At 65.5% G+C, this 23,435-nt stretch carries 25 protein-coding genes; 10 read left to right on the top strand and 15 right to left on the bottom strand.

Going from position 1 to position 23,435, the window contains the following annotated elements:
- Window positions 1-62: 62 nt before the first annotated feature.
- Window positions 63-293: a preprotein translocase subunit SecG gene (gene secG, locus KBY86_RS06920; RefSeq protein WP_094512713.1), complete on the top strand. Its 231-nt coding sequence runs from the start codon at window positions 63-65 to the stop codon at window positions 291-293.
- Window positions 294-309: 16 nt separating this feature from the next.
- Complete coding sequence (gene msrB / locus KBY86_RS06915; RefSeq protein WP_094512815.1) at window positions 310-792, top strand: peptide-methionine (R)-S-oxide reductase MsrB; 483 nt, start codon at window positions 310-312, stop codon at window positions 790-792.
- 274 nt (window positions 793-1,066) lie between these two features.
- Here the strand turns inward: msrB and groL are convergent, their stop codons facing one another.
- Together groL and groES are read right to left on the bottom strand one after the other, a co-directional pair.
- Entirely contained in the window at window positions 1,067-2,704 is a 1,638-nt protein-coding gene (groL, locus tag KBY86_RS06910; RefSeq protein ID WP_094512714.1) for a chaperonin GroEL, read from the bottom strand.
- Between the two features lie 118 nt (window positions 2,705-2,822).
- Window positions 2,823-3,134 carry a co-chaperone GroES gene (groES, locus tag KBY86_RS06905; protein ID WP_094512715.1) on the bottom strand — a complete coding sequence of 104 codons (312 nt, stop codon included), beginning with the start codon at window positions 3,132-3,134 and terminating at the stop codon, window positions 2,823-2,825.
- A 245-nt stretch (window positions 3,135-3,379) separates the two neighbouring features.
- Here groES and atpD point away from each other — a divergent pair, with 245 nt between their 5' ends.
- Window positions 3,380-4,846: a F0F1 ATP synthase subunit beta gene (gene atpD / locus KBY86_RS06900; RefSeq protein WP_094512716.1), complete on the top strand. Its 1,467-nt coding sequence runs from the start codon at window positions 3,380-3,382 to the stop codon at window positions 4,844-4,846.
- A gap of 42 nt (window positions 4,847-4,888) precedes the next feature.
- Window positions 4,889-5,296, top strand: coding sequence for an ATP synthase F1 subunit epsilon (atpC, locus tag KBY86_RS06895; protein WP_255101102.1), 408 nt, complete (start codon window positions 4,889-4,891; stop codon window positions 5,294-5,296).
- 745 nt (window positions 5,297-6,041) lie between these two features.
- On the opposite strand, the gene KBY86_RS06890 is transcribed toward atpC, so the two are convergent.
- On the bottom strand, window positions 6,042-6,500 hold the full coding sequence (locus KBY86_RS06890; RefSeq protein ID WP_255101103.1) for a 30S ribosomal protein PSRP-3: 459 nt from the start codon (window positions 6,498-6,500) through the stop codon (window positions 6,042-6,044).
- A 99-nt stretch (window positions 6,501-6,599) separates the two neighbouring features.
- On the opposite strand from KBY86_RS06890, the gene KBY86_RS06885 reads away from it, so the two are divergent.
- Window positions 6,600-7,376: a TIGR01548 family HAD-type hydrolase gene (locus tag KBY86_RS06885; RefSeq protein WP_255140684.1), complete on the top strand. Its 777-nt coding sequence runs from the start codon at window positions 6,600-6,602 to the stop codon at window positions 7,374-7,376.
- 29 nt (window positions 7,377-7,405) lie between these two features.
- On the opposite strand, the gene KBY86_RS06880 is transcribed toward KBY86_RS06885, so the two are convergent.
- Window positions 7,406-8,725 (bottom strand): aminopeptidase P N-terminal domain-containing protein, encoded by a 1,320-nt coding sequence (locus tag KBY86_RS06880; protein WP_255140652.1) that lies wholly within the window; start codon window positions 8,723-8,725, stop codon window positions 7,406-7,408.
- A gap of 110 nt (window positions 8,726-8,835) precedes the next feature.
- Between KBY86_RS06880 and KBY86_RS06875 the strand changes: the two genes are divergently transcribed.
- From KBY86_RS06875 to ald, 5 genes are all read left to right on the top strand, one after another.
- The gene (locus tag KBY86_RS06875; protein ID WP_255140651.1) at window positions 8,836-9,852 is read left to right on the top strand and encodes a CNNM domain-containing protein; all 1,017 of its coding nucleotides are present in this window, start codon (window positions 8,836-8,838) and stop codon (window positions 9,850-9,852) included.
- Window positions 9,849-11,165, top strand: coding sequence for a GTP-binding protein (locus KBY86_RS06870; RefSeq protein ID WP_255140650.1), 1,317 nt, complete (start codon window positions 9,849-9,851; stop codon window positions 11,163-11,165). The genes KBY86_RS06875 and KBY86_RS06870 overlap by 4 nt, the downstream gene beginning before the upstream one ends.
- Window positions 11,162-11,776 (top strand): nicotinate-nucleotide adenylyltransferase, encoded by a 615-nt coding sequence (locus KBY86_RS06865; RefSeq protein WP_094512816.1) that lies wholly within the window; start codon window positions 11,162-11,164, stop codon window positions 11,774-11,776. The genes KBY86_RS06870 and KBY86_RS06865 overlap by 4 nt, the downstream gene beginning before the upstream one ends.
- Window positions 11,776-13,473 (top strand): NAD+ synthase, encoded by a 1,698-nt coding sequence (locus tag KBY86_RS06860; protein WP_255140649.1) that lies wholly within the window; start codon window positions 11,776-11,778, stop codon window positions 13,471-13,473. The genes KBY86_RS06865 and KBY86_RS06860 overlap by 1 nt, the downstream gene beginning before the upstream one ends.
- A gap of 75 nt (window positions 13,474-13,548) precedes the next feature.
- Window positions 13,549-14,688: an alanine dehydrogenase gene (ald, locus tag KBY86_RS06855; RefSeq protein WP_094512724.1), complete on the top strand. Its 1,140-nt coding sequence runs from the start codon at window positions 13,549-13,551 to the stop codon at window positions 14,686-14,688.
- 28 nt (window positions 14,689-14,716) lie between these two features.
- On the opposite strand, the gene KBY86_RS06850 is transcribed toward ald, so the two are convergent.
- The 11 genes from KBY86_RS06850 to KBY86_RS06800 all read right to left on the bottom strand — a co-directional run bounded on the left by KBY86_RS06850 (window position 14,717) and on the right by KBY86_RS06800 (window position 23,428).
- Window positions 14,717-15,817, bottom strand: coding sequence for a DUF3326 domain-containing protein (locus KBY86_RS06850; protein WP_255140648.1), 1,101 nt, complete (start codon window positions 15,815-15,817; stop codon window positions 14,717-14,719).
- A 252-nt stretch (window positions 15,818-16,069) separates the two neighbouring features.
- On the bottom strand, window positions 16,070-16,393 hold the full coding sequence (locus KBY86_RS06845) for a 2Fe-2S iron-sulfur cluster-binding protein (RefSeq protein WP_094512726.1): 324 nt from the start codon (window positions 16,391-16,393) through the stop codon (window positions 16,070-16,072).
- Window positions 16,394-16,653: 260 nt separating this feature from the next.
- On the bottom strand, window positions 16,654-17,379 hold the full coding sequence (locus KBY86_RS06840) for a TIGR02466 family protein (RefSeq protein WP_255140647.1): 726 nt from the start codon (window positions 17,377-17,379) through the stop codon (window positions 16,654-16,656).
- Window positions 17,360-18,313, bottom strand: a complete 954-nt coding sequence (locus tag KBY86_RS06835) for a F0F1 ATP synthase subunit gamma (protein WP_094512727.1) — start codon at window positions 18,311-18,313, stop codon at window positions 17,360-17,362. The genes KBY86_RS06840 and KBY86_RS06835 overlap by 20 nt, the downstream gene beginning before the upstream one ends.
- 26 nt (window positions 18,314-18,339) lie before the next feature.
- Entirely contained in the window at window positions 18,340-19,857 is a 1,518-nt protein-coding gene (atpA, locus tag KBY86_RS06830; protein ID WP_094512728.1) for a F0F1 ATP synthase subunit alpha, read from the bottom strand.
- A gap of 79 nt (window positions 19,858-19,936) precedes the next feature.
- A complete protein-coding gene (gene atpH, locus KBY86_RS06825; RefSeq protein WP_094512729.1) occupies window positions 19,937-20,485 on the bottom strand; it encodes an ATP synthase F1 subunit delta in 549 nt (182 codons plus the stop codon).
- Window positions 20,485-21,006 (bottom strand): F0F1 ATP synthase subunit B, encoded by a 522-nt coding sequence (locus tag KBY86_RS06820; RefSeq protein ID WP_233132960.1) that lies wholly within the window; start codon window positions 21,004-21,006, stop codon window positions 20,485-20,487. The genes atpH and KBY86_RS06820 overlap by 1 nt, the downstream gene beginning before the upstream one ends.
- A 17-nt stretch (window positions 21,007-21,023) precedes the next feature.
- Window positions 21,024-21,494, bottom strand: a complete 471-nt coding sequence (locus KBY86_RS06815) for a F0F1 ATP synthase subunit B' (protein ID WP_094512731.1) — start codon at window positions 21,492-21,494, stop codon at window positions 21,024-21,026.
- Between the two features lie 141 nt (window positions 21,495-21,635).
- Window positions 21,636-21,884 carry an ATP synthase F0 subunit C gene (gene atpE, locus KBY86_RS06810; RefSeq protein ID WP_010315318.1) on the bottom strand — a complete coding sequence of 83 codons (249 nt, stop codon included), beginning with the start codon at window positions 21,882-21,884 and terminating at the stop codon, window positions 21,636-21,638.
- Window positions 21,885-22,033: 149 nt separating this feature from the next.
- Window positions 22,034-22,762: a F0F1 ATP synthase subunit A gene (gene atpB / locus KBY86_RS06805; RefSeq protein ID WP_094512732.1), complete on the bottom strand. Its 729-nt coding sequence runs from the start codon at window positions 22,760-22,762 to the stop codon at window positions 22,034-22,036.
- 72 nt (window positions 22,763-22,834) lie between these two features.
- A complete protein-coding gene (locus KBY86_RS06800; protein WP_255101109.1) occupies window positions 22,835-23,428 on the bottom strand; it encodes an ATP synthase subunit I in 594 nt (197 codons plus the stop codon).
- Window positions 23,429-23,435: the final 7 nt, after the last annotated feature.

The following is a 23,435-nucleotide window of genomic DNA, read 5'->3' as shown; positions in this document are numbered from 1 at the left end:
CCCGCACTCTGAAGGGCCGATCGGCCTGGCGTTCGGGCCTGGTGTTTGGGTAGGGTCTGAAGATGATCACCACGGTTCTTTCCTGGATCTGGGCCGCTCTCGGCGTGCTCCTGATCGCCAGCGTGTTGCTGCACAGCCCCAAGGGCGATGGCATGGGAGGCCTGGCCAGCAGCGGCGGGTCGATGTTCAGCAGCGCCCGCAGCGCCGAAGCCACGCTCAACCGCGTCACCTGGACCCTGCTTGCCCTGTTTCTCGGCCTCGCCGTGGTGCTGAGCGCCGGCTGGCTGCGCTGACCCTGCCGTGACACCAATCAAACGCCGTGGCTTGCTGGCCTCGCTGGCCCTCCTGCTCTCTCCCCTGTTGGGAGGCCGAAAAGCTGAGGCTGCGAGCAAGGCGGGCGATCCTGCCTGGCAACTCAGTGAGGCTGCCTGGAAGGAGCGCCTGAGTCCTGCCGCCTTTGCAGTGCTGCGCCGTGAGGGCACGGAGCGGCCGTTCTCCAGCCCGCTCAACAACGAAAAGCGAGCCGGCACCTACGTGTGTGCTGGCTGCCGTTTGCCGCTGTTCTCCTCCACCACGAAATTCGACAGTGGCACCGGCTGGCCCAGCTTCTGGCAGCCCCTGCCGAATGCGGTGGTCACCCAGCTGGATTTCAAATTGATCGTGCCCCGCACGGAATACCACTGCCGCCGCTGCGGCGGGCATCAGGGCCATGTGTTCAACGATGGACCCAGGCCCACCGGCAAGCGTTACTGCAACAACGGCGTCGCGCTTGCCTTCGTGCCCGGCAAGTAGGAACTTGCTGCGGCAGGGACGTTGAGCCCTTGCGCCGTTGCGGCATACCTCTGCGCATCCACCGTGGCGCCTCCCCGCCGGCCACATGGACAAAGGACAAAAAAAGAGCAGGCTTTTGGCCTGCTCCGGTGATGCACTGATCGGTCGCAACTGATCTGCTGCTGGTTGGCAGCTGATCGCTTGAAGTTGGCGGTTCGAAGCTGCTGGCTTGAAGCAGTGACGGTTGATCTGAGCTGGATTCGCAGGGTGACCCTGCGAATCCAGGGGCAGACGATCAGTAGTCGAAGTCGCCGCCCATGCCGCCACCGCCGCCGGCGGGAGCTGCTTCCTTCTTCTCGGGCAGATCGGCCACGATGCACTCGGTGGTGAGCACCATGCCGGCGATCGAGGCGGCGTTCTGCAGACCGGAGCGGGTCACCTTGGCGGGATCAACGATGCCGGCAGCCAGCATGTCGACGTATTCACCGGTGGCGGCGTTGTAGCCCTCGTTGAACGGCATGCCCTTGACATGCTCAGCGACGACGGCGCCATTGACGCCGGCGTTCTGGGCGATCCGCATCAGCGGAGCGGTGAGGGCGGAGGCCACGATGGTGGCACCGATCAGCTCTTCGCCGGTGAGGTTGGCAGCCGCCCACTCCTCGAGGGCAGGGGCCAGGTGGGCCAGGGTGGTGCCGCCACCAGGAACGATGCCTTCCTCAACAGCCGCCTTGGTGGCGTTGATGGCGTCTTCCAGGCGCAGCTTTTTGTCCTTCATCTCGGTTTCGGTGGCTGCACCCACCTTCACCACGGCCACACCGCCGCTCAGCTTGGCCAGACGCTCCTGCAGCTTCTCCTTGTCGTAGGAGGAGTCGGTTTCGTCGATCTGCTTGCGGATCTGCTCCACACGGGCCTTGACGGCCACTTCGTTGCCTTCGGCGACGATGGTGGTGGTGTCCTTGTTGATGGTGATGCGGCGGGCGGTGCCCAGCATCTCCAGCTTGGTGTTCTCCAGCTTGAGGCCGGCGTCTTCGGTGATCAGCTGACCGTTGGTGAGAACAGCGATGTCCTCAAGCATGGCCTTGCGGCGGTCACCGAAACCAGGGGCCTTGACGGCGGCCACGTTGAGCACACCGCGGAGGCGGTTCACCACCAGGGTGGCGAGGGCTTCCTTCTCGATGTCCTCGGCGATGATCAGCAGGGGCTTGCCGGTGCGGGCGATCTGCTCAAGCACGGGCACCAGGTCTTGCACCAGGCCGATCTTCTTGTCGGTGAGCAGGATGTAGGGCTCGTCGAGCACCGCTTCCATCCGCTCGGTGTCGGTGGCGAAGTAAGGGGAGATGTAGCCCTTGTCGAAGCGCATGCCCTCGGTGACCTCCAGTTCGGTGGTCATCGACTTCCCTTCTTCCAGGGAGATCACGCCTTCTTTGCCGACCTTGTCCATAGCGTCGGCGATCATGCGGCCCACCTCTTCGTCGTTGCCGGCGGAGATGGTGCCCACCTGGGCGATGGCGTTGCTGTCGGCGATCGGCTTGGCGTGCTCCTCAATCTTCTTGACGAGGAAATCGGCAGCCTTGTCGATGCCCTTCTTGAGGGTGATGGCGTTGGCGCCCGCAGCCACGTTGCGCAGACCGGCCTTGACCATGGCGTGAGCCAGGACGGTGGCGGTGGTGGTGCCGTCGCCGGCGGCGTCGTTGGTTTTGGAGGCGGCCTGACGGATCAGGGCCACACCGGTGTTCTCGATGTGGTCTTCCAGTTCGATCTCTTTGGCGATCGTGACGCCATCATTGATGATCTGGGGAGCGCCGAATTTCTTTTCCAGCACCACGTTGCGGCCCTTGGGGCCGAGGGTGACGGCAACGGCCTCAGCGAGGATGTCGATGCCTTTTTCGAGGGCCCGGCGGGCGTTCTCGTTGTAAATAATGCGCTTGGCCATGGAAGGGATGCTCCTTGAAGTAGTTGGTAAAGGGTTGACCGTCCGACGAGTCGTCGGGGGTCAGGACGTGATCAGTGAGGGCAGTTGAGGCTCACAGGAACCTCATGTGCCGGAGCGATCAGTCGACGATGGCGAGAATGTCTTTTTCGGAGAGCAGCACGAATTCATCGGTGCCGAGCTTGATGTCAGTACCGGCGTACTTGCTGTAGAGCACCTTGTCGCCCACGCTCACTTCAGGAGCCTGGCGGGAGCCGTCCTCATTGCGCTTGCCGGGGCCCACTTGGACCACTTCGCCCACCTGGGGCTTCTCCTTTGCAGTGTCGGGGAGCAGGATGCCGCCCGCGGTTTTTTCCTCCGATTCGGACACCTTGATGAAAATGCGATCTCCAAGGGGTTTGACAGTGGAGACGCTGAGGGAGACAGCAGCCATGGATCGTTTCAAATGCGGTGGTGCGGCGCCGTGGGCGCCACAGGGGAGAGCGAATTAGCACTCGCCCTGCCTGAGTGCCAACCTATGGCGGTGGAAGGGTGCAGTGCAATCGGTACGGTGTGCGGTTGACCGAACCCAGCACGCGGCACGGGCCTCTGGCTCTGAAGACCAGGCCATTCGCGGTGGTAAGGTGGCGCGGCTTCAGGCGGGCGCGCGTCCCGCTGCGCGATCTTCCTTCCTTTCCTATGGCTGCTGCTGCTCCCGTCAACACCGGCTCCAAGGGTGTTGTCCGTCAGGTGATCGGCCCCGTTCTCGACATTGAATTTCCGGCCGGCAAGCTGCCCCGCATCTTCAATGCTATTCGCGTTGAAGGCCGCAATTCCTCGGGTCAGGACATCGCCCTCACCGCCGAAGTCCAGCAGCTCCTCGGCGATCACCGGGTGCGTGCGGTTGCGATGAGCGGCACCGACGGCGTCGTGCGTGGCATGTCTGCCCTCGACACGGGCGCCCCGATCAGCGTCCCCGTGGGAGAGGCCACTCTTGGCCGCATCTTCAACGTGCTCGGCGAGCCGGTTGATGAGCGTGGGCCGGTCACCTCCACCCTCACATCTCCCATCCACAGGGATGCGCCGAAGCTGATCGAGCTCGAAACCAAGCCCAAGGTGTTTGAAACCGGCATCAAGGTGATCGACCTCCTGGCTCCTTACCGCCAGGGTGGCAAGGTCGGCCTGTTCGGTGGCGCCGGCGTGGGCAAAACCGTGCTGATCCAGGAGCTCATCAACAACATTGCCAAGGAGCACGGCGGTGTTTCCGTGTTCGGTGGCGTTGGCGAGCGCACCCGTGAGGGCAACGACCTCTACGAAGAGTTCAAGGAATCTGGAGTGATCAACTCCGAAGACCTCCCGAAATCCAAGGTGGCGCTCTGCTTCGGTCAGATGAACGAGCCCCCCGGCGCCCGCATGCGCGTGGGTCTGTCGGCACTCACCATGGCCGAGCATTTCCGTGATGTGAACAAGCAGGATGTGCTGCTGTTCATCGACAACATCTTCCGCTTCGTCCAAGCCGGCTCCGAAGTGAGCGCCCTGCTCGGCCGCATGCCCTCCGCTGTGGGCTATCAGCCCACCCTCGGCACCGACGTTGGTGAGCTTCAGGAACGCATCACCTCCACGCTCGAAGGTTCAATCACCTCGATCCAGGCTGTGTACGTGCCGGCCGACGACCTCACCGACCCCGCTCCCGCCACCACCTTTGCCCACCTCGATGCCACCACGGTGCTGAGCCGCGGCCTGGCTTCGAAGGGCATCTACCCGGCCGTCGACCCGCTCGACTCCACCAGCACCATGCTCCAGCCGGCCGTTGTGGGCGACGAGCACTACCGCACCGCCCGTGCCGTGCAATCCACCCTCCAGCGCTATAAAGAGCTGCAGGACATCATCGCCATCCTCGGCCTCGACGAACTCTCCGAAGACGACCGTCGCACCGTCGACCGCGCCCGCAAGATCGAGAAGTTCCTGTCTCAGCCCTTCTTTGTGGCCGAAATCTTCACTGGCCAGTCCGGCGAATACGTGAAGCTCGAAGACACCATCAGCGGCTTCAACATGATCCTCGCTGGTGAGCTGGATGATCTTCCCGAGGCTGCTTTCTACCTCGTGGGCAACATCGATCAGGTGAAGGCCAAGGCCGCCAAGATCCTCGCTGACGCCAAGTCCTGATTCGCGACGGACTGCCTCTGATCTCCCTGTCACCTTCTCGCCATGACTCTCAATCTCCGTGTTCTGGCACCTGACCAGAGCGTTTTCGACGGCAGCGCGGATGAGGTGATCCTGCCCAGCACCACTGGGCAGCTGGGGATCCTCCCCGGACACGTCTCCTTGCTCACCGCTCTTGATGTGGGCGTGATGCGCCTGCGCAGCGGCAAAGACTGGACCGCCATTGCCTTGATGGGTGGTTTTGCCGAAGTCGAAGCCGACGAAGTCACTGTGCTTGTGAACACCGCAGAGCTCGGAGACAAAATCGATGCCGCCGCCGCCGAGCAGCAGGTGGAAGAAGCCCAGCTGCGTGCAGCCAGCTTCGAAGGCCAGCCGCCCAGCACGGAAAAGGTGAAAGCCGTCCAGAACCTGGCTCGGGCCCGGGCCCGGCTTCAGGCCACCCGCAAGGCCTGATCCATCAACGGGGTCGTCCTTTCCGGGCAGCCCCAATCTTCATGGCCGCAATGCCATCAACAGTCTTGGATCGGCTCTACAAGCCCGGTCCAAGATTTTTTTATGAGGGCCCTGGATGTTTGCCAGCAGGCCCTTGAGCTCTGCCAGCTGGCCCTGGTTCTCGGCCAAGAGGCCTTGGATCTCCGCCAGCAGGCCCTGCAACGCTCAGCGCCGGCTCACTAGCGCTGAATTCGGGCACTTCAACTTCCCACGAACGTCATCATCAACGTGGCGAAGTGAGAGTGGAGAATCGCTGTCAATCGATCCATACCATTCGGCGATCAAGCCTGGTGAACTTGATCATGAATGCAATCTGATGGTGGCTGGAACTTTGCTGCGAATGACAATCGATGAAGGATGCAGCTCGACCGCGGATGCAACCCGATAGCGGATTCAACTCGACCGTGGATGGAACTTGACCGTCGACCCAACTTGTTGACGAATTCGAGTTGGCCGAGGGCGAGTGTGGCAATCGAACGCTTGATCGACAGAGAAAAGGCCCCTGCTTGGGGCCTTTAGCGTGCTAGAGGTTCTAGCGAGTGTCGGTGAGCGATTTGCTGAAGAGCGGCACCCATCGACCGTTCGCTTCAGCAGGTGTTGAGCCGTTCCGTTCTTGAACCTGGCCAGTGAAGCCAAGCCAAACGAAGCGTGAACGGTCTGGGGGCTCCGCGGTAGGCCGTAGGCCATTGCAGCGTGCCGCTGACAATCAGGCAGTTCCGCAGAAGGTCACGTCAGGGAACTTGAGCTTGGCTTCGTCGAGCGACTTGCCTTTGCCTTCCTCTTGCCAGTAGTTGATCACCTCGGTGGCCTTGTTGAGGATCTCCACCCGCTCATTGTCGGTGATCCAGGATTTGGCTTCCAGTTCACCTTTGAGGGTTTCCCAGGCATCTTCCCGCGGCCAGAAGAAGTAGGAGGTGAGGGGGCTGGGACCACCGCCCACGATCTGATCAACGGCCAAAGCGACGTTGTCGGGCAGCCAGAGGATCTTGAGCAGGAAGCGGCCTTCATCGGCTTTCGGCGTGTGGCCGGAAGGAACGCCATCTTCGTCGAGGGTGGCCGTGGCCAGTGCGGCGCTGGCGCCACGCAGCACGGGACGCCCTTCTCGGGCGCCACTTGGATCAGCGGCGGCGGGAAGGATCTCAGGCATGGCGGACACGGCGGGCATCGCAGAAACCGCCGCGTCAGGGCTATCGCTGGCCGTCATAGGTTCGGCGCTCAAGGACAACAATCAAACGAGTAACCTACCAGCCCCGGCCTCCCTGCCCTGAAGCCCCGCGCTGTTCTGCTGTTCGACATCGACGGGGTCATTCGCGACGTGAGCGGCAGCTACCGCCGCGCCCTGGCTGAAACCGTTCACCACTACAGCGGTTGGCGGCCCGGACAGACCGAGGTGGATGCGCTCAAGAGCGAAGGTCTGTGGAACAACGACTGGGAGGCATCGCTGGAGCTGCTGCGGCGCCACGGGCATGATCCGCTACCCAGCTTTGGCGCCCTGGTGGAGGTGTTCAGCCAGCTCTATTTCGGAGGGGACCCAGACGGCCCGCCAGAAGCGTGGCAGGGCTTCATCCGGGAAGAAACGCTGTTGGTACAGCCGCCTTTCTTCGAGCAGTTGAGCCAGCACGGCTTCGCCTGGGGGTTCGTGAGCGGCGCTGAACCGGCTTCCGCGCGCTTCGTGCTGCATCAGCGGCTCGGATTGCCGCAGCCTCCCCTGATCGCCATGGGCGACGCTCCGGACAAGCCCGATCCCACCGGCCTGCTCACGCTTGCCGCCCGCCTGGCCACCACCGACCTGGGCCATGAAGCCCCCTTGGTGGCCTATGTGGGCGACACCGTGGCGGATGTGGAAACGGTGCAGCGTGCTCGGGCGTGCCATCCCGATCAGGCCTTCGTCAGCCTGGCGGTGGCTCCGCCTCACCTGCAGGACGCGGGAGCCGTTGCGCAACGGCAGGTCTACGAACACCACCTGAGCCAGGCAGGCGCCAACCACATCCTGACCACCACGGCGGAGGCTCCCGCGCTGCTGAACCGCCTGCTCGGCTGAGCGGAACGGCCCGGACCGTGCAGCCGGTTTCACCGCTCCATGGCGTCTGCTGATTTGAGAGCAGCGGCTGTGAGCACCTCGTGCCCGCTGGGGGTCACGGCCACGTCGTCCTCGATGCGGATGCCGATCCCCTTCCAGCGCGCGTCGATGGCGGGCTGGCCATCCGGGATAGGCAGCCGATCGCTCACGTAGAGCCCAGGCTCCACTGTGAGCACCATGCCGGGCTCAAGCGGCACCGGATGCTCGCCGAGGCGGTAAGCACCCACGTCGTGGACATCGAGCCCCAGCCAGTGGCCGGTGCGGTGCATATAGAGGTGGCGGTAGGCGCCCTGCTCGATCAGGCCATCCACCTCCCCCTGCAGCAGACCCAGCTCCACCAGTCCCTCCACCAGCACCCGCACCGCGGCCGCATGCACCTGCTCGGCATCGGCCCCTGGCTTCACGCAGGCGATCGCCGCCTGCTGGGCAGCCAGCACCAGGTCGTAGAGGGCGCGCTGCTCCGCACTGAAGCGCCCGCCCACCGGGAAGGTGCGGGTGATGTCGCCGTTGTAGTAATCGCTGAGGCTGCAACCGGCGTCGATCAGCAGCAGATCGCCATCCAGCAAGGGTGCATTGTTGCTCGTGTAGTGCAGCACACAGGCGTTGTCGCCGCCGGCGACGATCGAGCCGTAGGCAGGACCACGGGCGCCCTGAAGCAGAAAGTGCTGCTCGATCGCAGCCTGCACCTGCCGCTCGTTCAGCCCGGGCCGCGCCACCTGCCGCGCCAGCTCATGGGCTTCGGCGGAGATCCGGGCGGCCTCGCGCAGGCGGTCCAGTTCGTCCTCGGTCTTGCGCAGGCGCAACTGGTGCAGCAGCGGGCAGGGTGCCACCAGGCCAAGCGCCGCCTGACCGGTGCGCGGTGCCCGGTCGAGCTGGGCGGCCCAGGCGGAAAGCACCAGCGGCTCCACGCTCGGATGACGACCCACCCGGAACGCGATGCCTTCGGCCCCTTGGAGGTACTCCGCCAGCCGTTCGGCCAGTTCCGCCCGCGGATGGGCCAGGTCGGCGCCGAACTGGGACACCGCGCCTTCACACCCCCAGCGGAAGCCGTTCCAGACCTCGGCCGCAGGGTCCTTGGGTTCTACGAACAGCACGAACCTGTGCTCACTGCGGTGCGGCAGGAACAGGGCCACGGCCCCCGGCTCATCGAACCCCGTGAGGTACCAGAAATCGCTGTGCTGGCGGAAGCCATGTTCCACATCGGCGTGATGGGTGACCAGTGGAGCAGCGGGAATCACGGCGGCCACGGCACCGAGCCGTTCCAGGAAAAGCGCGCGACGCTGCTGGAAGGTGGCAGCGGAAATCACCATGGAGGAACCACGAAACGGCGGGACAGAGACTTAGACGATTAAATAAGGGCATGGAATGCCCTGCCTTGATGAAGGCGCCGACATGAGCGAGCTGGGAAGGGCGCGCCACCATGAATGAGCTGTTCGGCCTGGCAGCGCTGGTGGTGGTGATTCTGGCGGGATCAGCGCTGTGCTCAGGCGTCGAGGCGGCCATCCTCACGGTCAATCCCCTCAAGGTGCACGAACTGGCGGGCCGTCCGGTGCCGCCGCGCGGTGCCAGGGCCCTGCAACGGCTGAAAAACCGTCTGGGCCGCGCCCTGGCGGTGCTGGTGATTCTCAACAACGGCTTCAACATCTTCGGCAGCCTGATGATCGGCAGCTATGCCGGCTGGGTGTTCGCGCAGCTGGGCGTCTCCGGCATGGCCCTGCCCCTCTTTTCGTTCGGCCTCACCGTGCTGGTGATCCTGCTGGGGGAAATCCTGCCCAAATCGATCGGCAGCAGCATGGCCATGCCGGTGTCCCTGGCGAGCGCCGCCACGGTCAACGTGCTGCTGCGGTTGATGTTGCCGCTGGTGCTGGTGCTCGAACGGCTGATGCCGGCGATCACCGCCGAGAGCGAGCTCAGCACCGACGAGGAGGAGATCCGCCTGCTGGCCAGGCTTGGCTCCCGCACCGGCCAGATCGAAGCCGACGAAGCCGCCATGATCGGCAAGGTGTTCCAACTCAACGACCTGACAGCGCGGGATCTGATGGTGCCCCGCGTGGCAGCCCCCACCCTGCCTGGGATGGCAAGCCTCCAGAGCGTGAAGCCTCAATTGCTTGCCCAGCACGCCCCGTGGTGGGTGGTGCTGGGCGAAGAGGTGGACGAAGTGCTGGGGGTGGCCAGCCAGGAAAGCCTTCTGCAGGCCCTGGTGGAAGGCCGCGGTGAGACCACGATCCAGAACCTCATCAGCCCGGTGGAGTTCGTGCCGGAGATGATCCGCGCTGACCGTCTGCTCACCGCCTTCCGGCGCAGCAGCCATTCCGTGCGGGTGGTGGTGGATGAATTCGGTGGCTTCGTCGGTGTGATCGGTGCCGACGCCGTACTGGCGGTGCTGGCCGGCTGGTGGCGGCGGCCGCAGTCGCCTGTGGAGGTCCCCGGCGAATGAGGCCCACGCCCGACACCCCCACCCGCTGCCGCCAGTTGCTCAGGCTTTGGCGCTCGGAGCTCAACCTCACCCCTCGCGAGTGTTCGGCCCTGGGTCCGGAGCTGGCGGCCCTGGATCGCCAGATTGAGCGGCTGGAGCAGGGGCGCCTGCGGCTGGCGGTGTTCGGCCGGGTGGGTGTGGGCAAATCCAGCCTGCTGAACGCCTTGCTCGGGCGTTCCCGCTTCGCCACCGACCTGGCCCACGGCAGCACCCGCCTGCAGGAACGAGAACGCTGGCAGCAGCCGATCGCGGGTCTGAACGGCGTGGAGCTGGTGGACACCCCCGGCATCGACGAGGTGGATGGCCCGGCCCGCCAGCGGCTGGCCGCCAGGGTGGCTCTTGGCGCCGACCTGCTGCTGTTTGTGCTCGACGGCGACCTCACCAGCCCGGAAGGCGAAGCCCTGGAGCAGGTGCTCGGCTGGGGCAAGCCCTTGCTGGTGGTGGTGAACCGGATCGACTGCTGGCCGGCCGGCGAACGCGTCCAGCTGCTCGACAGCATTCGCCGGCGGCTGCCGGCCGCCGCCGCCGGCCTGGATCTGGTGGCGGTGTCGGCGGCGCCAAGACAGGCCCAGCTGCTGGCTGACGGCCGTGTGCGCAGCGAAGCCCGGCCGCCCGCCATCGAGCCTCTGCAGGAGCGGCTGGTGGACCTGCTGACCAGTCACGGGGCCCTGTTCCTCGCCCTCAACAGCCTCAAGGCAGGGGATCGATTCGCTCAGCGGCTGCAGGCCCAGCGCCTGCACCAGCAGCAACGCCAGGCCCATGGGGTGATCGGGCGGTACGCCACCCTCAAAGCCGCCGGCGTTGCCGCCAATCCACTGGTGCTGCTGGATCTGGCTGGTTCGCTCGCCTGCGACACCGCCCTGGTGATGCAGCTCTGCCGGCTGTACGGACTCACGATCAATGGCGCTCAGGCGCGGCGGATGCTGGCCCGGCTGTCAGGCCACAGCGCCTTGCTGGGCGGCACCCAGATCGGCATCCAGCTGCTGCTGGGCGCCCTGCGCCAGGCGCTGCTGGTGGCAGCGCCATTCACCGGCGGGCTCTCGCTGGCCCCTGCCGCTCCCGTGGCCCTGGCCCAGGCGGCGCTGGCTGTTCACACCACCCGGCTCACCGGCCGGCTGACCGCCGCGGAACTGCTCAAAGCGGCCCATCAGGGCCCGGCCCGCCCCGGTGCCCTGCTGCGGCGCCTGGCCCGGCAGGATCCCCAGACCCAGGCCTGGCTGCAGCAATGGTCGCCGCGGGGCTGGGATCCGGCCCTGCAGGGGCTGCAGCCATGAGCGCGCCCGACCAGGTGGCCCTGTTCGGCACGAGCGCCGATCCGCCCACCCTCGGGCACCGCGCTCTGCTGCAGGCCCTGGGAGAGCGCTACCCGCTGGTGCGCACCTGGGCCAGCGACAACCCCTTCAAGCAGCATGGGGCCCCCATTGAGGTGCGCGCCGTGCTGCTGCGGGCGCTGGTCGAGGGGATCGGCAATCCTCGTATTCAGGTGGACCAGAGCCTCAGCCACAGCCGCGCCCTCCACACTCTGGAGCAGGCCCGCCGGCTCTGGCCTGAAGCCGACCTGATCTTCGTGGTGGGCAGCGATCTGCTGCCGCAGATTCCCCGCTGGTACGCGGCGGATGCCCTGCTCGCCGCCTGCCGGCTGGCCGTGGTGCCTCGCCTGGGCTGGCCGCTCGACGCGTTGCACATCGATGGCCTGGTGCAACGGGGAGGCCGGGTGGAGGTGCTGCCGCTGCAGATCCCGGCCACGGCCAGTTCCCAGTTGCGCCTCCATCCCGATCCCCAGCTGATCCCGGCGGAACTGTGGCCGGAGCTGCGCAAGCGCAACCTCTACGGCCTGGGCGACGTGGCGGCCAGCAGGCGGCCGGCCACCCCGCCGCTGCGCTGATGCGGCTCGCCCTCGCCCAGATCGACCCGCTGGTGGGAGACCTGCGCGGCAACGGTGCACTGCTTCTGGAACGTAGCCGTCAGGCCGCCGCTGCCGGGGCTGATCTGGTCGCCAGCCCCGAGCTGTCGCTGTGGGGGTACCCGCCACGGGATCTGCTGCTGCGGCCTGCGCTGCTGCGCCAGCAGGAGCGGGTGCTCGATGCGCTGGCCCATGAGCTGCCCGGCGGGCTGGCTCTGTTGGTGGGCGTCGCCGAGCCGGTGGCTGGCAACGGGCTGCCGGCGCTTCACAACGCCGTGGCCCTGGTGGAGCAGGGCGGCTGGAGCATCGTCGCCCGTAAGCGCCTGCTCCCTAGCTACGACGTCTTTGATGAACGCCGCTACTTTCAGCCGGCCGACGCGGCCTGCCTGATCGAACGCCAGTGGGGCGGGCGCCCGTGGCGCATCGGCCTGACCATCTGCGAGGACCTCTGGGTGGAGGAACGCCTGCAGGGGCATCGTCTGCGCGGGGCGGACCCGATCGCCGCCCTGATGCCGCTGCAGCCCGACCTGCTGCTCAACCTCTCGGCGTCCCCGTTCGTGCAGGGCAAAGGCGCCGTGCGCTGCCGGCTGGCCCAGGCGGCTGCCGCCCGGCTGCAGTGCCCGGTGGCGTACGTGAACCAGGTGGGCGGCAACGATGAGCTGGTGTTCGACGGCGGCAGCTTCGTGGTGGACGCAGCCGGTGCCATGCGGCTTCAGTTGCCCTGCGCCGCCGAGAGCCTGGCGGTGTGGGACAGCGACCCAGGGGCTGAACCCACGGGCCCCGTCGCCCCACCTCCGGATCCGATGGAGCAACTGTTCCGGGTGCTGGTGCTGGGGGTGCGCGACTACGCCGGCAAATGCGGCTTCCGGCAGGCGCTGCTCGGACTCAGCGGCGGCATCGATTCAGCGCTGGTGGCCGCCGTGGCCGTGGCGGCCTTGGGGGCTGACCAGCTGTTCGCGCTGCTGATGCCTTCCCCCTACAGCTCAGCAGGATCCCGCACCGATGCGATCGCGCTGGCGGATCGCCTCGGCGTCGCCCACGGCTGCGTGGCGATCGAGCCGCTGATGCGGGGATTTGATCAGGCCCTGGAAGCGCCGATCGGAGCCGCACCCAGAGGGCTGACGGCCGAGAACCTGCAATCCCGCATCCGCGGCACTCTGCTGATGGCCATGGCCAATACCCAGGGCCGGCTGTTGCTCTCCACCGGCAACAAATCGGAGCTGGCCGTGGGCTATTGCACCCTCTATGGCGACATGAACGGCGGCCTGGCGGTGATCGGCGACCTCTACAAGACCACCGTGTTCCGCCTCTGCGCCTGGCTGGACAGCCCCGCCGCCGCCGACTGCCGCCGCAGTTGCGGGCTGCCGGCCAAGGGGGAGCTGATCGGCGCGGCGATCCGCGAGAAGCCACCAAGCGCTGAGTTGCGGCCTGATCAGCGCGACACCGATTCCCTGCCCGACTACGCCGTGCTGGACCCCCTGCTGCGGCAGTTCATCGAAGAGCTGCGCAGCCCGGAGGAACTGGTGGCCGCCGGCACGGATGCCCAGGTGGCCCAGCGTGTATACCGCCTGCTGCGCCGGGCCGAGTTCAAACGGCGCCAGGCCGCGCCGCTGATCAAGGTGAGCGGCCGGGCCTTCGGCAGTGGCTGGCGCATGCCGATTGCTGCCGCCATCGACTGAATCGTCTGCCGATGCGGACCAATTCCTGGCAGTGCGGCCCCGCCGCCGCCAGTGTGTAAGCAGATTGAGAGTTGCATGGCCAGCCCCGGTCCCACCGCGCCGATCGCGAGCATCGGCGTGCCCACGGAAATCAAGCGGGACGAACAACGCGTGGCCCTCACCCCCGATGGTGTCAGGGAGCTGGTGTCCCATGGCCTGGAGGTGCGGGTGCAGAGCGGCGCCGGCAATGGTGCGGGTATCGACGATTCCAGCTACGCCGAAGCCGGGGCGCAGCTGGTGAGCCAGGAAGAGGCCTGGGCGGCCCATCTGGTGGTGAAGGTGAAGGAGCCCCAGGCCGAAGAGTTCCGCTTTCTGCGCAGCGACCTGGTGCTGTTCACCTACCTACACCTGGCGGCCTACCCGGATGTGGGCAGGGCGCTGCTGGAGGCCGGCACCACCGGGGTGGCCTACGAAACCGTTCAGCTCGACAACGGCAACCTGCCGTTGCTCGCGCCGATGAGTGAAATCGCCGGCCGGCTCGCCGCCCAGGTGGGCGCGCACCTGCTCGAAAAGCCCCATGGCGGACGCGGGGTTCTGATCGGCGGTTGCACCGGCGTCAGGCCGGCGCGGGTCGTGGTGCTTGGGGCCGGCACGGTGGGGTGGAATGCGGCCCGCCTGGCGGCGGCGATGGATGCGGAGGTGTTCCTGCTCGATCACTCCCCTCAGCGTCTGCGCAGCCTGGAATCCGACCGAAGCGGCCGGCTGGTGAGCCTGGTGAGCAGCCGGGGCCTGATCGAGCGCATGGTGCCCGGCGCCGATCTGCTGATCGGAGCGGTGCTCACCCCCGGCGGCCGGGCGCCCACCCTCGTCGACGAAGATCTGGTCCGACGCATGAAGCCCGGCTCCGTGATCGTCGATGTGGCGATCGACCAGGGCGGCTGCATCGCCACCAGCCGCGAAACCACCCACACGGATCCAGTGGTCACGATCCATGGCGTGCAGCATTACGCCGTCGGCAACATGCCCGGCGCCGTGCCTTTCACCTCCACCGAAGCGCTGGTCAGCGTCACCCTGCCCTACATCGTCGGCATTGCCGGCCGGGGGCTGGTGGAGGCGGTCACCGAGCGGCCCGAACTGCTCTCGGGACTGAACACGGTGGATGGCGCGGTGTGCCATCCCGGGGTGGCCAAGGCGCTGGGTGTGCCCACCCGCCACCCGATGGCCTGCCTGCGCTGATCGGGATCACTGCCAGCGCTGATCCGGATCAATCCGCCGCCGCGCCAACAGCCAGCGAGGGGAGAGGGCGTACCAGCGCTGACGGTGCGATCCCCTCGCGCAGAGCCAGCACCAAACCCGCCGCCTCGGCATAGGTGGCGGCCGGAAGCACCGGAATCCCGAGGGCGTCGCCGCTGACCTCGAGCACACAGGCATTGCTCTGAACGGCGATCACCGGCAGGCCGCGGGCGGCGCAGCGCAGCACCGTCTCCCCCCCCAGCGCGCCGGCGGGAGCCACCACGGCGCCAATCCGGGCGGGGTGGATCAGCTCGGCGGGCAGCGCCGCACCGACCAGGGGGGATGCCGGCTGCAGCGGCACCAGATCAGGGGCGCGGCTCAGGCCCACGAGCACGCAGGGCAGAAACGTGTGCCCCAGTTCTTCAGCTGCGGCGCGTGGATCAAGGCCCACCTCCAGCGGCAGTGGCGCCAGGGCGGGCGCGTGGGCGCAGGGGATCCCCAGGTGGCGTCCCAGCAGGTGACTGATCACCGCCTCGGCACCGGCCAGCCCGTCGACGCCAGCGCCGCCGCGGTAGGCCGCAAGCTCCTGCGGGCCGTTGTCGTCCGGGAAGCGGGTCACGATCGCAATGGCTGTGGCCCCCGCCTCTCGCAGGCGTTCCCCGGCCCGCAGCAGCTCGGCTGGATGCTCAAGCCCACCACCGCTCGCTCCGCTGCTGCTGCGGCTCAACGCCACCCCCAGGGGCCGCTCGGTGGTGAGCACCGGGCCAACGGCAAGGCCGAGCGTGGCCCTGCAGGCATCCGCCACCTGCAGGTGCCGCTGACGCAGTTCCGGCTCGATGCCGGCATCCAGCAACAGTCCCACCTGGCGCTGACGCACGGGTGCGAGCGCCAGATCCCCGGCGGCGAAGCGGTTCAACGCCCAGCCCTCCACGTAGTGGATCCTCGGGTCGCTCCAGTAGAGAGCGGCACCATTCATCACGTTCGGGTGGGTGATCAGGCAGCCGCTGGCCGCCGCCAGCAGGCGCGCGGCAGGCAGACCATCACCGGCATAGCCGCCGATGCAGCATCCGATCCCGGTCGGGATCACCAGCAGGAGCGGCAAGGGCGCCGCTGGGCCGATGGCAGGGGTCATGGCTCCACCAGCAGCACTGCTTCCAGCCGTGCGCGCCTGGCCCCGTGCTCCGCGCTCTCGACGGCCGTGATCGCCCAGCGCAGCGGCACGCCCTCCTCGCGATCGAGAGCCGCCAACACAGCGGCCAGTACCGAAGCGGAGGACGATGGCGCGACTGGTGCTGGGGTTGGCGACGACGCAGCGACTGGAAGCGGCACCCACACCTCCCTGGCGATCAACCGCACGGCATCTCTGGCTTCACGGGCCAGGCGCTCACTTCTGATACTGCCCGAACTGGGCTACGTACAACGCGTCTTCCTGGCCCGCCTTCAGCTGCAGATCACTGCGCGGATAGGCCACACAGAGCAGGGCATAGCCCTGAGTCTGCAGGTCGGCCTTGACACCCATGGCGTCGGGCTGATGCACCGTTCCCTCTGTGATCACAGCCGCACAGGTGGTGCAGACCCCCGAGCAGCAGGAACTGGGCAGTGGCACGCCAGCGGCTTCCGCCGCCGACAGCACCGTCTGATCGGCCGAGCAGGAAAAGGTATGGGTCGCGCCGTCGAGCGCAGCGACGATGGTGAAGGTTTCACTCATGGCAGAGGATGCAAGCAGCGGAGCAACTCCGCTCAGGGAGGGCAGCGGCCCCATCTTCCCGGACGGAGGGCCAGCACGGAGCTCTCAGTCTTCACCGAAGGGCCCGAAGCAGGGAGCGAAGCCCGTTGGCAAAGGAATCGGGGAAACGCCGCTGTTTGGCGCCGGGCGAAACCATGCGGGGAGCGAGGCAGCTGGCGGGAAGCTGCTGGCTGAAAGGTGCTTCCTGAAAGCTGCTGGCTGGAAGCTGTTGGTTCGGACTCTCAGGCCGTGCGCGCAAACGGTGTCCACGAGCCGGGGTGGGGAGCGAGAAACTCAGGGGGATGGCTGCTGGAGGACCGGGCCGAGAGGAAAAGGTCAAAGCTCACCGAGCAGCGCCGCTCGTCGTCCTCATTGGGCAGCACCGCGTGATCGGTGCTCGCAGGAAAAAGCACCAGAAGACCAGCCTGAGGAGCCACGTCCTGCCAGGGGGCGTTGAGGGGGTGATCAGGGGTGATCGGCCCGCTGTGACCGACGGCCAGGCCCGGCACCAGCTCGTTCACCTGACGGTGCGGGAAGAGCCGCAGGCAGCCGCAGCGACCACTGCCATCCCCCGTGATGTAGTACACCGCACTGAGATGGGCGTTGGGGTGATGGTGGCGGCCGACGGCTTGACCCGGCTCGCTCACCACGGGCCAGGCACGCTGCAGGTGCAAGTCAATCTGCTCGGTGTCAAAACCGAGCGCTCGGAGATAGGCCGGCGCAGCACGTTCAAGCTGCGTCACGAGCCAGCCAAAAGCAGGGCGGCGATGCACCTGCCAGGCGTCATTCAGGTCGCCCGTCCAGGCGCAACCTTCGGACGGATTGCCATTGGCTGCACCGCGAAGCTGCAGGGCCTCCTGCAGCATCACGGCTGAGTCGAGCGGGTCGGGGCGCAGTTGCTGGCGGCCGAGCGCCAGCGGGAACAGCGGCTGGATCTCGATGATGGCCTCAGCCCATCGCCGAGCCACCCACGATTTCCAGGATTTCCTGGGTGATCGCAGCCTGGCGGGCCTTGTTGTAATCGAGAGTGAGCGACTTGGCGAGCTCCTTGGCGTTATCGCTGGCGCTGTTCATGGCCGTCATGCGGCTGGCCAGCTCACTCGCGGCGGCTTCCTGGAGGGAACGAAGCAGTTGGTTGTCGAGGTAAAGCGGCAGCAGGGCATTGAGCAGCTGATCCGGGCTCTGCTCAAACACGAACTCCGACTCCAAAGGCGGAACGCTGTTGCCGGAAGGCACGCCCCGTTCAACCGCCAGCCGACCTTCCCGTGTGGTGAGACGGAAAATCTCATCATCCTGGGCGGCAATGCCCTGGGGGTCGAGCGGCAGCAGGGTCTGGGAGACAGGGCCGCTGCTCACGAGGTTGATGAACTTGGTGTAGATCATCTCCACCCGGTCTGTGCTGCCGGAGAGGAAGGCCGCCAGCACTTCGTCGCCGATCTTGCCCGCCTCATCCGCTGTAGGCACCTGCTCAAGGCCGGTGAACGTGGTGAGGATCGGATAGGAACGGTTCTTGAAGTATCCGGCGGCCTTGCGTCCGATCAGCACCAGTTCCACCGTGAAACCCTGGCCCTTGAGCTCTGCGAAACGCTGTTCCGTGCGCTTGATGATGTTGGCGTTGTAGCCACCACAGAGGCCACGGTCAGCACTCACCACCACAAGGGTGATGTGACGCACAGGCCGGGTCTGTTCAAGCAGCGGGGTGTTGGCCACATCCTCGAAACGCAGACGGGTCTGCAGGTTTTCGAGCATCCGGGCCAGGCGGTCGGCAAACGGCCTCGACCGCAGCACCTGTTCCTGGGCACGCCGCACCTTGGCTGCCGCGACCATCCCCATGGCCTCGGTGATCTTGCGGGTGTTCTTGACCGAACTGATGCGGTCGCGGGTTTCCTTGAGGTTGGCCATGGTTCAGGTGCTTCGCTTCAGGGAGATCAGGCCGAAGCCAGAAGGGTGGAGGTGACTTCGCTGATGGCCGCCTTGAGCATGGCCTCGGAGGATTCGCTCAACTGCTTCTCGGTTTGCACCTGCTCGATATAGGCAGCCGCATTGGTCTTGAGGTATTCCCGCAGCTCGCGAACGAACTGGGTCACCTGGTCGATGGCCACGTCATCGATCAGGCCCTTGACCCCGGCATAGACCACGGCCACCTGTTCGGCCAGAATCAGCGGGCTGTACTGGGGCTGTTTGAGCAGTTCACGCAGGCGCTTGCCCCGGCCAAGCTGCTTCTGTGTGGCGGCATCCAGGTCAGAAGCGAACTGGGAGAAGGCAGCGAGTTCGTCGAACTGGGCCAGTTCCAGTTTGAGGGTGCCGGCGATCTTCTTGATGGCCTTGGTCTGAGCTGCACCGCCCACGCGGCTCACCGAAATGCCCACGTTGATGGCGGGCCGCAGGCCGGAGTTGAAGAGGTCGGACGTGAGGAAGATCTGGCCATCCGTGATCGAGATCACGTTGGTGGGGATGTAGGCGGAAACGTCTCCAGCCTGGGTTTCGATGATGGGCAGGGCTGTCATGCTGCCTTTGCCCATGGCATCGGACAGCTTGGCGGCCCGCTCAAGCAGACGGCTGTGGCAATAGAAGACGTCGCCGGGGTAGGCCTCACGGCCGGGCGGGCGGCGCAGCAGCAGGGACATCTGGCGGTAAGCCTGGGCCTGCTTGGTGAGGTCGTCGTAGATCACCAGGGTGGCCTGGCCTTTGTACATGAAGTACTCAGCAATAGCCGCGCCGGCATAAGGGGCGAGGTACTGAAGGGCCGCCGGCTCGGAGGCACAGGCTGCCACAACGATCGTGTAATCGAGGGCTCCCTTCTCACGCAGCACATCAATGACGTTGGCCACTGAAGCCTGCTTCTGGCCGATCGCCACATAGACGCAAACAACACCCTCACCCTTCTGGTTGAGGATGGTGTCGATGGCGATGGCCGTCTTGCCGGTCTGGCGGTCACCGATGATCAGTTCGCGCTGGCCGCGGCCGATCGGAATCATGGCGTCGATCGCGGTGATGCCCGTCTGCATCGGCTCATGCACCGACTTGCGCTGGATGATTCCAGGTGCGGGCGATTCGATCAGGCGGGTTTCCGAGGTGGCAATCTCACCTTTGCCGTCGATGGGCCGGGCCAGCGGATCCACAACCCGGCCGAGCATGGCGTCGCCCACCGGCACTTCAGCGATGCGTCCGGTGGCTTTGACCGTGCTGCCTTCCTGAATGCTGATGCCTTCGCCCATCAGCACCACGCCGACGTTGTCGTCTTCCAGATTGAGAGCAATGCCCTCGGTGCCGTCTTCGAACTCGAGCAGTTCGCCAGCCATCACCTGCTCAAGGCCATAGACCCTGGCGATGCCGTCGCCCACCTGGAGCACCGTGCCGACGTTGCTGACCGATACGGACTTGTCGTAGTCCTCGATCTGCTGCTTGAGGATGGCGCTGATCTCGTCGGGACGGATGGAAACCATGGGTTCAGTTCCCCGCGCGGGGAGGCGATGGAAGGAAAGGAGGGGAGGGGAAGAAGGAGAAAGCCGGGAACCTTGGGGTTCAGCCGCTCTTGGCGAGCGCCAGTCCAAGCCTCCGGACCTGGCCGGAGAGGCTGGCGTCGATCACCTTGGATCCGAATCTGACGATCAGCCCGCCAATCAACGAGGGATCGACGTCGAGCTTGAACTCGACGTTTTCGGTACCAGCCAGCGCCTGCACCTTGGTGCGCAGGGCCTGTTGCTGCTCGTCGCTCAAAGGCGTGGCGGAAACCACGCTGGCCAGAGCGATGTGGCGCTGCTCACGGAAGAGTGTGAGGAAGCGCTCCAGGATCGAATCAAGGATTGAGATCCTCTGACGATCAGCGAGGAGCTTGAGGAGGTTCAGGAACGACGGAGTGAGCTGATCCTGGAAGAGGGCCACCACAATGGCTTTCTTCGTTTCCGGCTCAATCACAGGGGAAACGAAGGATTGGCGCAACTCAGCGGATTGGTGCCAGAGATCAAGCAACTGCTTGGCCTGCTCGGCAACGAGTTCACTCTCACCGGATTGATCGGTGATCTGGAGAAGGGCTTCGGCGTAGGGCGAAGCGATGGTATTGAGCAAGGGCATCAGACTTCACCCAGCGATTCGATGGAACGGTCGATCAGTGCGAGCTGGGCACCGGCATCGAGCTTAGAGGGGAGAGCTGCAAGAGCCTTTTCAACCGCCAGCCTGGCCGCCTCGCGGCGGAGCTTTTCGCTCACCCTGTCGGCTTCTGATTGAAGATCGTTGCTTGAGCCCTGTTTCAGCAGCGCCATGGCTTCCACCGTGCGACGCTCGCTTTCGAGCCGGATGGACTCAGCGCGCACTTTGCCGTCGGCCCTGATCTGATCCGCCTTGATCTGAGCCTCGGCCAGATCCTTCTGGGCAGTGGCAAGGGCGGCTGTGGCTGCGCCAAGCCGCTCCTCGGCGTCCTGGAGATCGCTCAGGATCACTTCGCGCCTTCGCTCCAAAGCGCTGCCGAGAACCTTGGGCAGAAACCACACCAGCGCGGCGATCACGATCGCCAGGTTGATGACGTTGGTTTCGAAAAGATTGAGATTGAGCCCGAAATGTCCCTCGCTGGCGAACAGCGGGGAATGGGGCGCCATCAGAAAGAGGGAAGGGGTCATTTCGCAGCCAGCAGACGGTTGACGATCAGTTCGCTGAGAAGATCGGATTCGCCTTCAAGGTGCTCCATGGCCTTCTGACGTTCAGCCTCGATGGTGCGGCGTGCGCTTTCCATGCTGGCGTTGACATCGGCCTGTGCAGCAGCAAGAGCCGAGCGATACAGCCGGTCCATCTCCTCCTCGGCTTCCACGATCAGCGTCTGGGACTTCTGTCGAGCGTCCTTCAGCTGGGCGGTGAGATCGGCGGCGAGGCGCTCGGCTTGTGCAAGCTTCTGCTTGGCATCCGCACGGCTCAGAGTGATGTAGCTGTCGCGCTCTTCAACCGTGCGACCAATTGGCCGGAAGAACAGCAGGTTGAGAACGTAGGTGAGGAGCACCACCTGCACCGCCATGAGCGGCAGGGTGGCATCGAGGTCGAAGAGACCTCCCTCTGGAGCACCGGCTGCGGCGAGCAGAAGCCAGCTGGTCATGGGGCAGGGACGCTGGAAGGATCAGGTACGGCTGCCGTGCAAAGCACGGCAGATGGGTCTGGACGGTTCAAACGAAGCCAGGGTCTGGATCGGGGCCGCACCAAATGAATGGGCTGGTCTCCCGATCCCGACGGACGGCGATCAGCCTGCGAAAGGGTTCGCGAACAGGAGCACCAGGGCCACAACAAGGCCGTAGATGGTCAGAGCTTCCATGAAGGCCAGCGACAGCAGCAGGGTGCCGCGGATCTTGCCTTCGGCTTCGGGCTGGCGGGCGATGCCCTCAACAGCGCCGCCGGCAGCGGTGCCCTGACCGATGCCGGGGCCGATGGCGCCGAGGCCGACGGCAAGACCGGCAGCCACGACGGAGGCGGCGGAAGTGATGGAATCCATTTTGGAACGGGGGGGATGGAAGGCGCCGGTGAAGCGCGGGTTGGACCTGGCGCTTGGGACATCCCCGGATCGGAGATGGGCCCGGCAATGGCCGGACCTACGCGCAGGAGGTTTAGCAGATCGCTGGGACGTGCCTGGGCGGCAGAGGTTCAGTGAGCTTCTTCGTGAACAGCCTCGCCGATGTAGTAGGCAGCAAGGGTGGCGAAGATCAGGGCCTGAATGGCGCTGGTGAACAGGCCAAGAAACATGGCAGGCAGCGGCACAATCAGGGGCACCAGGAAGGCCAGAACGGCCACCACAAGTTCGTCAGCAAGAATGTTGCCGAACAGACGGAAAGAAAGGGAGAGAGGCTTGGTGAAATCCTCAACGATCTTGAACGGAAGCATGATCGGAGTGGGCTCCACGTAGTACTCGAAATACCGGAAACCTTTCCGGCTGAGACCTGCGTAGAAATAGGCGAGAGAAACAAGCAGCGCCAAGGCGATGGTTGTGTTGATGTCGGCGGTGGGCGCACCGAGCTCTCCACTCGGAAGGTGGATCAACTTCCAGGGAACCAGGGCGCCGCCCCAGTTGCTGACGAAGATGAACAGAAACAGGGTGCCGATGAACGGCAACCAATCGCGGTAGGCCTTTTCGCCGATCTGCTCACGAGCCAGATCACGGACGTAGGACCAGAGGAACTCCAGCAGGTTCTGAACACCCCTGGGATCTCTCTCCAGCTTGCGGGTGCCCACCACGACCAGTGCCAGCAGGGCGCCGATCACAACCCAGGAACTGATGAACACCTGACCGTGGATCACCAGACCACCAATCTTCCAGTAGAGGTGTTTTCCAACCTCCAGTTCGGCCAGGGGCAGCAAGAGAGACAACGGTGCCATCGGTGTGCTGGGGTGACGCAGAAGCGACGAGAAAGGACAGGAGGCCCGGATCGACGGGACGGTGGCCGGGAATCAGCGGTCGGTGAGAGCCTGAAGAATCAAGGCCGGCTTGTAGAGAAGAAATCCAACAAGCGAAGGCACGATCTCCAGATATGGCAACCGGGAGGCTGCCAGCACAAGCACGATCGGCACAAGCAACTGGGACTTGCCGACCGCGCGTTTGTCGCCGCCGATGCGAGCGACACTGCGGGCAAGCATCCGCATGTAGAGCATGCCGGCCAGTGCGCCTACAGCGAGGCTCAAAGCCGTGGAACGATCGAACAGGAGGGCAGCAAGAACAACGGCAAACGCGGAAAGAATCAGCGTGGCCAGCTGAATGCGGCGCTGCAACCTGGCGTAGTCGTCCATACCGTTGGCCAGCGGGGCCTCGGTTGGGAGCGTTGCGTCAGGTTGAACCGGTTGGATCAGAAGCGGAACTTCCGAGGAACGCCCGGAGAGATCGCGCAGAAGCGCTGCCCGCAGATCATTGATTTCCTGAGGAGGAAAAACGTCTGTGGTGGGCTCGAGGCTCAGGGCCTGACGGGAGCCGCCCGAAACACCCCCGGCAGGCATGCCGGATGTGATCTTGGACGCGTCGGGAAGAGCCTGCAAACGCTCCAAATCCATTGGAAAG

Origin of the sequence: Synechococcus sp. Lug-A (genome assembly GCF_024345655.1) — a bacterium.
Lineage (GTDB): Bacteria > Cyanobacteriota > Cyanobacteriia > PCC-6307 > Cyanobiaceae > MW101C3.
The sequence above is the reverse complement of the archived record's forward strand: the minus strand, read 5'-3'. Positions and strand labels throughout refer to the sequence as shown.

Excerpts from the sequence above, each read along its gene's own strand:
- secG (WP_094512713.1), top strand. The coding sequence starts at position 63 with ATGATCACCACGGTTCTTTCCTGGATCTGGGCCGCTCTCGGCGTGCTC.
- groL (WP_094512714.1), bottom strand. The coding sequence starts at position 2,704 with ATGGCCAAGCGCATTATTTACAACGAGAACGCCCGCCGGGCCCTCGAA.
- groES (WP_094512715.1), bottom strand. The coding sequence starts at position 3,134 with ATGGCTGCTGTCTCCCTCAGCGTCTCCACTGTCAAACCCCTTGGAGAT.
- atpD (WP_094512716.1), top strand. The coding sequence starts at position 3,380 with ATGGCTGCTGCTGCTCCCGTCAACACCGGCTCCAAGGGTGTTGTCCGT.
- atpC (WP_255101102.1), top strand. The coding sequence starts at position 4,889 with ATGACTCTCAATCTCCGTGTTCTGGCACCTGACCAGAGCGTTTTCGAC.
- KBY86_RS06890 (WP_255101103.1), bottom strand. The coding sequence starts at position 6,500 with ATGCCCGCCGTGTCCGCCATGCCTGAGATCCTTCCCGCCGCCGCTGAT.
- KBY86_RS06880 (WP_255140652.1), bottom strand. The coding sequence starts at position 8,725 with ATGGTGATTTCCGCTGCCACCTTCCAGCAGCGTCGCGCGCTTTTCCTG.
- KBY86_RS06875 (WP_255140651.1), top strand. The coding sequence starts at position 8,836 with ATGAATGAGCTGTTCGGCCTGGCAGCGCTGGTGGTGGTGATTCTGGCG.
- KBY86_RS06870 (WP_255140650.1), top strand. The coding sequence starts at position 9,849 with ATGAGGCCCACGCCCGACACCCCCACCCGCTGCCGCCAGTTGCTCAGG.
- KBY86_RS06865 (WP_094512816.1), top strand. The coding sequence starts at position 11,162 with ATGAGCGCGCCCGACCAGGTGGCCCTGTTCGGCACGAGCGCCGATCCG.
- KBY86_RS06860 (WP_255140649.1), top strand. The coding sequence starts at position 11,776 with ATGCGGCTCGCCCTCGCCCAGATCGACCCGCTGGTGGGAGACCTGCGC.
- ald (WP_094512724.1), top strand. The coding sequence starts at position 13,549 with ATGGCCAGCCCCGGTCCCACCGCGCCGATCGCGAGCATCGGCGTGCCC.
- KBY86_RS06850 (WP_255140648.1), bottom strand. The coding sequence starts at position 15,817 with ATGACCCCTGCCATCGGCCCAGCGGCGCCCTTGCCGCTCCTGCTGGTG.
- KBY86_RS06845 (WP_094512726.1), bottom strand. The coding sequence starts at position 16,393 with ATGAGTGAAACCTTCACCATCGTCGCTGCGCTCGACGGCGCGACCCAT.
- KBY86_RS06835 (WP_094512727.1), bottom strand. The coding sequence starts at position 18,313 with ATGGCCAACCTCAAGGAAACCCGCGACCGCATCAGTTCGGTCAAGAAC.
- atpA (WP_094512728.1), bottom strand. The coding sequence starts at position 19,857 with ATGGTTTCCATCCGTCCCGACGAGATCAGCGCCATCCTCAAGCAGCAG.
- atpH (WP_094512729.1), bottom strand. The coding sequence starts at position 20,485 with ATGCCCTTGCTCAATACCATCGCTTCGCCCTACGCCGAAGCCCTTCTC.
- KBY86_RS06820 (WP_233132960.1), bottom strand. The coding sequence starts at position 21,006 with ATGGCGCCCCATTCCCCGCTGTTCGCCAGCGAGGGACATTTCGGGCTC.
- KBY86_RS06815 (WP_094512731.1), bottom strand. The coding sequence starts at position 21,494 with ATGACCAGCTGGCTTCTGCTCGCCGCAGCCGGTGCTCCAGAGGGAGGT.
- atpE (WP_010315318.1), bottom strand. The coding sequence starts at position 21,884 with ATGGATTCCATCACTTCCGCCGCCTCCGTCGTGGCTGCCGGTCTTGCC.
- atpB (WP_094512732.1), bottom strand. The coding sequence starts at position 22,762 with ATGGCACCGTTGTCTCTCTTGCTGCCCCTGGCCGAACTGGAGGTTGGA.
- KBY86_RS06800 (WP_255101109.1), bottom strand. The coding sequence starts at position 23,428 with ATGGATTTGGAGCGTTTGCAGGCTCTTCCCGACGCGTCCAAGATCACA.